The following is a 7141-nucleotide window of genomic DNA, read 5'->3' on the forward strand; positions in this document are numbered from 1 at the left end:
TAAGGAGTGCCTCTAAACCTCCTTCTAGATAACGGTTCAATAAGTTTCGTACAGTTTGATGAACAAAACCTACTGATTTAGCTACTGCTGTTAAATTCTGACATTCAGAGTAGAGAATGAGAGCTTGAATTTTCCTATGGTGCTGTGCATTCTTTTTATCTTTCAGGGCTTGCTTCAATTCGCTAATTTGATATTCATTTAGTTCGACTTTCATACCTTATAGTATACAGCTATTTTTGTTTTTTGTTAAGTATAAGAAGAAGGAAAATCCTAATCTTCTTTTCCAACCCCTTTTGAAGATTCCTTCATCACAAGAATATATTGAAGGGCTTGAAGTCGCTCGAGACTTTCTTCTTCTTGATTACTAATAACCATTGTCCACCCCTCTAAATCAGGAAGCTGATAATCTCCTTTAATACTTAGGAATAGGCGGAAATCCTTTTGCAATCCACGGAAGTGAACTTCTAACCGTCCAGATCCTTCTTCAATTGGACCAAAAGTAACACGATCCAAAACATGATCGTAGGAGTCAAAAGCAAAGATTGGGTCCGTTTCCTTAAGCTGGATAAGCTGGCGAATACGCTCCAAAGCATCTGGGACAAAATCTAGACGATTCCAATCAATCTGGTTGACTGCATCAGGCGCATTGTAAGAATTCATGGCCCGTTCTTTGTCATCAACAGTTAGCTGACCATCTGGTCCCGTTGCCAAAAGTTTGGTACGACCGAACTCTTGACCGGCTTCCATAAAGGTCATTCCGGGCATCAGCAAGTTCAATACCGTAGCTATTTCTTGACGCTGCCAACGAATAGCAACATCTTCATGAGGATGCAATTCCTGCAAAAGATCATGTAAATTGTAATTGTCATGAGCTTGTACATAATTGAGAACTTGAGATGGGCTCAGATAGCTACCCAAATTGCGACTGGCCTTAAAAGCTTCTGCAACTTGATGTTCACTCCCTTGACCACTAACAAAGCCCGCCTTGAGATGACCATAAACTTCTGATCCTTTAATCGCATCACGTTGATCATCGTTAAAGAATCCAATTCCAGACATTAGATGCGCATTGGCTTTTTTTGCTTTCTGTTCTGGAGCCAAAACGGTTCCCATATCCCACCCCTCTCCATAAAGAAGAATACGTGGGTCAATCTCATCCATCACTTGGCGAATCAAATTCATGGTTTCCACATCATGGATTCCCATCAAATCAAACCGGAAACCATCAATCTGATATTCCTCCACCCAATAACGGAGCGAGTCAATCATATATTTTCGGAACATGACATGTTCACTCGCTGTCTCACTACCAACTCCTGTTCCGTTTTCAAATGATCCGTCAGAAGCCATTCGGAAATAATAATCCGGCACCAGGTCTTGGAAAGGACTGTTGTAGGTTGAATAGACATGGTTATAAACCACATCCATAATCACACCAATTCCAGCATCGTGATAGCTTTTCACCATCGTTTTAAAGTCTCGAATGACCTGAGCTGGTGAGAGTGAGTGATTGGATAAACTAGATTCTGGAACATTATAGTTCTGTGGATCGTATCCCCAATTATAGAGGACCCGCCCTTCCGAATCATATTGTTTGTAACGATCCGCAATGGGTTGCAGTTGAACATAATGAACGCCCAAATCTTTAATATAATCGAAGCCTGTTGGCCGTCCTGAATCCGTACGACTACCTGTATAGGCCGCCCCCAAATAAGTCCCTCGTAGGTTCTCTGGCACTCCAGAAGTTGGAGACTTGGTCAAATCCCGAACGTGCATCTCATAGATAACAGCTTGACTAGGATTCGAGATCCGCCAACTCGCATCTGACTCATCCGTTAACGAAAAATTCGGAATCGCTCGATCCTCTTCCGAAAGTAAGACGGATCGCAATCCATCTTCTGTAGCAGCTTGAGCATAAGGATCTCTGGTCAACCGGTCTTCAAAATCTTGGTAAACATGATACTGGTATGCTAGTCCTCGAATATCCGTCGTTACCCGTGCATACCAAACACCAATATCATTTTTTCTATGATCTGTGGAAGCTACACTTCCTCTCTCCATAGGGTAAATCTTCCAGACTGGAGCATCGTTAGTGGCTGCAGTATACACCACCAAATCCACTTGTTTAGCCGTCGGTGCCCAAACTTTGAACAAGGAGGCTTCCTCCCCGTAACGAGCCCCTAACCAACCCTGGTAGGCCCAATATTGATCAAAACCTTGACTATGATTTGCCATATCAAAGGCATGAGGATTACGATAACGAAATTGAGGACTAGCCATCGCCGCCTGCTTCGAATAATAGAGAGTATCATCTCCCTCAATCACCCAAATCTCCGTTCGTAAATGAACAGGTAGGAGATTCAATTCAAAATCACGCGACTGCCAAGACCAATCGTGGGCTTTAATCAGAAGCTTGGCTTTTGAAAGCGGGACTTGACTTTCATAAATCAATTCAGTAGTCATTCCAAAATAATCATAACTGGAAAAACTCACTTCTTTGCCTAAATCACCATCTTTCCACTGCCAGAGATTAACACCCGTATAGCGTCCCTCTTGACTATGGTAATGAATCAATACACGATAATGTAACATTTCTATCCTCGATCGCCTGTCAATGCATCATCTGAAATCTCATCAACATTGGCATAAAATTCTAAATGGTTCGGAAGTACTTCGAGATGGACGGGTGTGTCACCACCGTACTCACCATCCAAGTTCAACATAAATTGTTGATCTTCTTCCAGAACCTCCAACTTCAACTCTTTACTTTTAATATAGATAACATTGGAATCTGTGACATGCTGACCACCATTGATAGCTTGAATGATTAAAGACATCATGTCAAAGATTCGATCTGTTTTGACAATAATCAGGGTAAAATTCCCATCATCCAACTTAGCATCTGGCGCCAGTTTCTCAAATCCAGCAATGGAATTCGTCAGAGCTACAAAGATTAATGAAACTTTTCCCTCAAAGACCCCATCATCATATTCCAAACGAATTTTCCGTGATTTGGCCTTAGGCAACATCTCCGCTCCCTTGGCTACATAAGCTAGATAGCCCAAACGGGTCTTAATATTACTTGGCACACTATAGGTCAATTCCGACAAGGTTCCCGCAGCTGCAATATTAATAAAATGCTTATTCCCATAAGCCCTTCCAATATCCATCTCCACCAATTGATTTTGAGCAATAACCCTAGCCGCAGCGACCGGATCTCCCATGGGAATTTTCAAAGCCCGAGCATAATCGTTGGTTGTTCCGACTGGAATAAAAGCCATACGAGGCCGTGTTTCCAAATGTGCAATACCATTTACAACCTCATTAATGGTCCCATCGCCACCAGCTGCAATAACCAAATCAAAACCAGCTCGAGCAGCCCTTTCAGCTTCCTTTTGAGCTGAAAATGGGAGAGGAGTTGTTTGATACGCTGATGTTTCATAACCAATATCTTCTAAAACATCCAAGACATCGGCAATGTAGCGTTTCATAATCTCCTGTCCTGAGGTCGGATTATAAATCAAGCGAGCTCTTTTTCTTTCTTCTGCCATCACAATTCCTCCAACCAGGCTTCATCTTGAATTGGAATGCCCAACTCTTGTGCCTTGGTCAACTTACTGCCGGCATCCTCACCAGCCACAACTAAGCTTGTTTTTTTCGAAACTGAGCCGGTCACCTTAGCTCCTAGAGCTTCCAGTTTAGCCTTAGCTTCTGAACGCTTCAGACGATTAAGTTTTCCAGTTAAGACTACCGTTTGTCCCGAGAGAATCCCATCCTCTACCTTTTTCTGGCCTAAATAGTTGAGATTCAGTCCAGCGACTTTCAATTCTTCTAGGAGTTCCTGAGCCTCTTCATGGGCAAAATAATGACTAAGGCTCTGGGCTACCGCTGGCCCAATTCCCTCAATCCCTACGATTTCTTCTTCACTAGCCTGGCTCAATACCGTCAGCGATTCAAATTTTTCCAAAAGAAGGCGACTGGCTTTAGCTCCCACAAATCGAATACCAAGGCCAAATAAAAGTCGATCAGCAGAATTCGTTTTGGAAACTTCCAAGGCATCTAGCAACTTCTGACTGGACTTCGTCTGTACCCCATCCAGGTTCACGAGATCATCCAATTGTAAACGATAGAGGTCACTAACACGAAAAACCAATTTGGCTTCAAACAACTTGTCAATCATAGAAGGCCCTAAGCCTTGAATATTCATAGCAGCTCTGCTAGCAAAATGAATTAAACGTTCTCGGAATTGGGCGGGACACTGCGGATTTACACAACGCAAGGCCACTTCATCCTTCAATTGTTCCAGTTCTGACTGACAACTTGGGCAGTGCGTCGGAATCTCTAAAAGCTGACTTCCCTCCTTGCGTTGACTCAACACAACATGAGAGACGGCTGGAATAATATCCCCAGCCTTATAGACAACAACCGTATCACCCTGATGAATATCCTTCTCCAAGATATAATCACGATTATGCAAGGTTGCTCGACTAACTGTCGTTCCTGCTAGTTGCACCGGACTCAAATTTGCCGTTGGTGTCACAACACCTGTCCGACCAACAGTCCAGTCTACCGACACCAATTGCGCTTCTTTTTCTTCTGCTGGGAATTTATAAGCAATAGCCCACTTGGGATACTTAACCGTAAATCCTAACTCTTCTTGCATAGCTAGATCATTAACCTTAATGACCATACCATCAATCTCGTAAGGCAAGGTGTCACGAGTTTCTTGAATTTCTTGGATAAATTCCCAAACTTCTGCCATAGTCCCAACTGTTTTTCGAAGCGGATTGACTACAAAACCAAGTTGGTCTAAATTCTCCAAAACCGATTCTTGACTCGTTGCAGACCAAGGGCTAGCTACCTGATATAAGAATGTAGCTAGTTTACGATCTGCTACCACCTGCGTATCCAATTGCCTCAAGGTTCCAGCCGCCGCATTCCGAGGATTTGCAAAACTGGCTTCCCCTTCTTGCTCCCGCTTCTGGTTCAAATCCTGAAAAGCCATCTTAGGCATATAGCATTCCCCACGAACCGTGATATCTATCGCTTGTGGTAAACGTAACGGAATGTCTTGAACCCGACGAAGATTCTCTGTAATGTCTTCTCCAACTTGACCATCTCCCCTAGTAGCTCCAGCAACTAGAACACCCTGCTCATAGGTAAGAGAGACAGAGAGTCCATCAATTTTAATCTCACAAACATATTGGACTTGCGGGAATTCCTTGCGAACTCGTTGATCAAATTCTTCCAACTCCTCCAAACTAAAAGCATCCTGCAAACTAAAAAGAGGGTAGACATGCTGGTACTTGGGAAAACCTTCCAAAACCTTACCACCTACACGATGGGTGGGACTATCTGGTCGTACCCATTTAGGATTCTCTGCTTCCAATTTCACTAATTCACGATAAAGACGATCATACTCCTTATCTGAAACCAGAGGTTGATCCTGTTCATAATAAGCCTGGGCATAGCGATTCAGCTCCTCGACCAATTCAATCATTCTTTCTTCCATGCCCCTATTTTATCATATTTCTACCTGTTTTTAACGCAAAAAAAGACCGATAAAACCACCGTTTCATCGATCCATTTCTCAATTAAAAAAGCGTTCGTAATCGTTTTTCCATATTTTGGAAAAGCAAGACTCCCAACAGGAGCGAAAGCAGCTCCCCCAGTCCTGTCGTAAACCAAGTCAAAACAAAAGGAAAACCTTGCAAAAGGTGTAATTCCAAGGCAATCGTAAACATAGAACTGGCGAAAAAAAGAGAAAAGAAAAAATATCCTTTATCAAAAAGACTCAGTATTTTTCCTTGTCCCACAAAGGACTTGAACAGCCATACACCTAGAGAAACAAATACTAAGGTTGAGCCCCCACCTACAAAAACATCCACCAGACCAAAACTATAAAAATTGGCAATCATACATCCCAAGGTTAAAGAAAGGATATATTTAGGATGTAAAAAGGCAAAAAAATTCAGCATCTCTGACAAACGTAACTGATAAGCTCCGTAGCTCAAGGCATTAAAGGGAGGCAATACCGTTAACAAAACATAGAGTGCTGCTAGTAAAGAGATCTGAGCCAGATCTTTTGTGCTTAATGATTTCATAAAAAACTCCTTTAGCGGCTTTACCGCGTCTAATATGCTTGACGAAAGAAGGAAGCGTCAAGGGTTGCCTAAGCAACGGTCTCAGTATAGCACATTTTTTTGCTTTATGATAGACTAGTTCCTATGAAAACACTTATTAAAAAATTTTTTGCCAATGAAGTTCTGTCCTACCTGTTTTTTGGCGGTCTTGCAACCTTAGTCTATCTTATTCTACGAACTAGCTTCTTCTATGTAACCCAAGAAGCGGTACTCTCTACCGCAATAGCCAACATTCTAACCATTCTGTTCGCCTTTATCACCAATGATTTGTTTGTGTTTAGACAAAACAGTCCTGGACGTTGGCAACGACTTATAAAATTCTTCATGGCTCGTCTGGGCACCTTCCTTTTAGATATTGGACTCACCTTTATATTTGTGACCCAATATCCTGGTATCATCGGTCAATTTGTCAACAACAACTTGAGCTTAGTTGATGGTATTGTTGCACTAACCTCTCAAGTACTCATTATTATTCTAAATTATGTCATTAGTAAACTTTTTGTTTTTACCAGTCAAAACCACCCGTGAAAACGGGTGGCTTGTACACCGGCTGTAAGCCGTTTCTCTCCAGCGACGCCTAAAGGCGTTCGCTGAACTTCGTTCAGGTTAGAGCTTGTATTACTTGACTATTGCCCGTAACAACGGGCTTTTAATACTCATTCAGAATCAAAATTAGCAGATATCCATTCTCTATGGACAATCGATCGTAAGCGAGTAGTTGATAAGCTTTGGATAACTTCTTGCAACTGATCAATGACGTCATTCAATGATTTAAATGCTTTGTTCTTAAATCCTAATTTCCGAATCTCTGCCCAAACTTGTTCAATCGGATTCATCTCTGGTGTATAAGGTGGAATAAATGTAAATTCAATATTGCTAGGAATATCCAATGTCTGTGATTTATGCCAAACCGCATTATCCATCACCAAAATAATATAGTCGTTAGGGTAAGCTTCTGACAGTTGTCGTAAAAATTCATTCATCCAAGCCGTATTACA

At 42.0% G+C, this 7141-nt stretch carries 7 protein-coding genes and 1 riboswitch; of the genes, 1 reads left to right on the plus strand and 6 read right to left on the minus strand.

Annotated elements, in window-relative coordinates; translation table 11 throughout:
- The 5 genes from E4T71_RS07750 to E4T71_RS07770 form a co-directional block, all read right to left on the minus strand.
- Positions 1-214: helix-turn-helix domain-containing protein (locus E4T71_RS07750; protein WP_135034965.1), on the minus strand; the 214-nt coding region annotated here is incomplete at its 3' end.
- A gap of 56 nt (positions 215-270) precedes the next feature.
- On the minus strand, positions 271-2592 hold the full coding sequence (gene pulA, locus E4T71_RS07755) for a type I pullulanase (RefSeq protein ID WP_135038695.1): 2322 nt from the start codon (positions 2590-2592) through the stop codon (positions 271-273).
- Positions 2593-2594: 2 nt separating this feature from the next.
- A complete protein-coding gene (locus tag E4T71_RS07760; RefSeq protein ID WP_135038697.1) occupies positions 2595-3551 on the minus strand; it encodes a diacylglycerol kinase family lipid kinase in 957 nt (318 codons plus the stop codon).
- Positions 3551-5512 carry an NAD-dependent DNA ligase LigA gene (ligA, locus tag E4T71_RS07765; RefSeq protein WP_135038699.1) on the minus strand — a complete coding sequence of 654 codons (1962 nt, stop codon included), beginning with the start codon at positions 5510-5512 and terminating at the stop codon, positions 3551-3553. Before ligA ends, E4T71_RS07760 begins: the two co-directional genes overlap by 1 nt.
- A gap of 82 nt (positions 5513-5594) precedes the next feature.
- Complete coding sequence (locus E4T71_RS07770; protein ID WP_135038701.1) at positions 5595-6104, minus strand: QueT transporter family protein; 510 nt, start codon at positions 6102-6104, stop codon at positions 5595-5597.
- Positions 6102-6198: riboswitch (PreQ1 riboswitch) on the minus strand. Its footprint overlaps the gene before it by 3 nt.
- Before the next feature lie 29 nt (positions 6199-6227).
- Between E4T71_RS07770 and E4T71_RS07775 the strand changes: the two genes are divergently transcribed.
- The gene (locus E4T71_RS07775) at positions 6228-6671 is read left to right on the plus strand and encodes a GtrA family protein (protein ID WP_135038703.1); all 444 of its coding nucleotides are present in this window, start codon (positions 6228-6230) and stop codon (positions 6669-6671) included.
- A 128-nt stretch (positions 6672-6799) separates the two neighbouring features.
- On the opposite strand, the gene E4T71_RS07780 is transcribed toward E4T71_RS07775, so the two are convergent.
- On the minus strand, positions 6800-7141 hold a 342-nt coding region (locus tag E4T71_RS07780; RefSeq protein WP_194181234.1), incomplete at its 5' end, for a transposase.

Source organism: Streptococcus sp. WM07 (assembly GCF_004570525.1).
Lineage (GTDB): Bacteria > Bacillota > Bacilli > Lactobacillales > Streptococcaceae > Streptococcus.

Bases quoted from the DNA above. Each gene is read 5' to 3' on its own strand.
- pulA (WP_135038695.1), bottom strand. From the start codon at position 2,592: ATGTTACATTATCGTGTATTGATTCATTACCATAGTCAAGAGGGACGC.
- E4T71_RS07760 (WP_135038697.1), bottom strand. From the start codon at position 3,551: ATGGCAGAAGAAAGAAAAAGAGCTCGCTTGATTTATAATCCGACCTCA.
- ligA (WP_135038699.1), bottom strand. From the start codon at position 5,512: ATGGAAGAAAGAATGATTGAATTGGTCGAGGAGCTGAATCGCTATGCC.
- E4T71_RS07770 (WP_135038701.1), bottom strand. From the start codon at position 6,104: ATGAAATCATTAAGCACAAAAGATCTGGCTCAGATCTCTTTACTAGCA.
- E4T71_RS07775 (WP_135038703.1), top strand. From the start codon at position 6,228: ATGAAAACACTTATTAAAAAATTTTTTGCCAATGAAGTTCTGTCCTAC.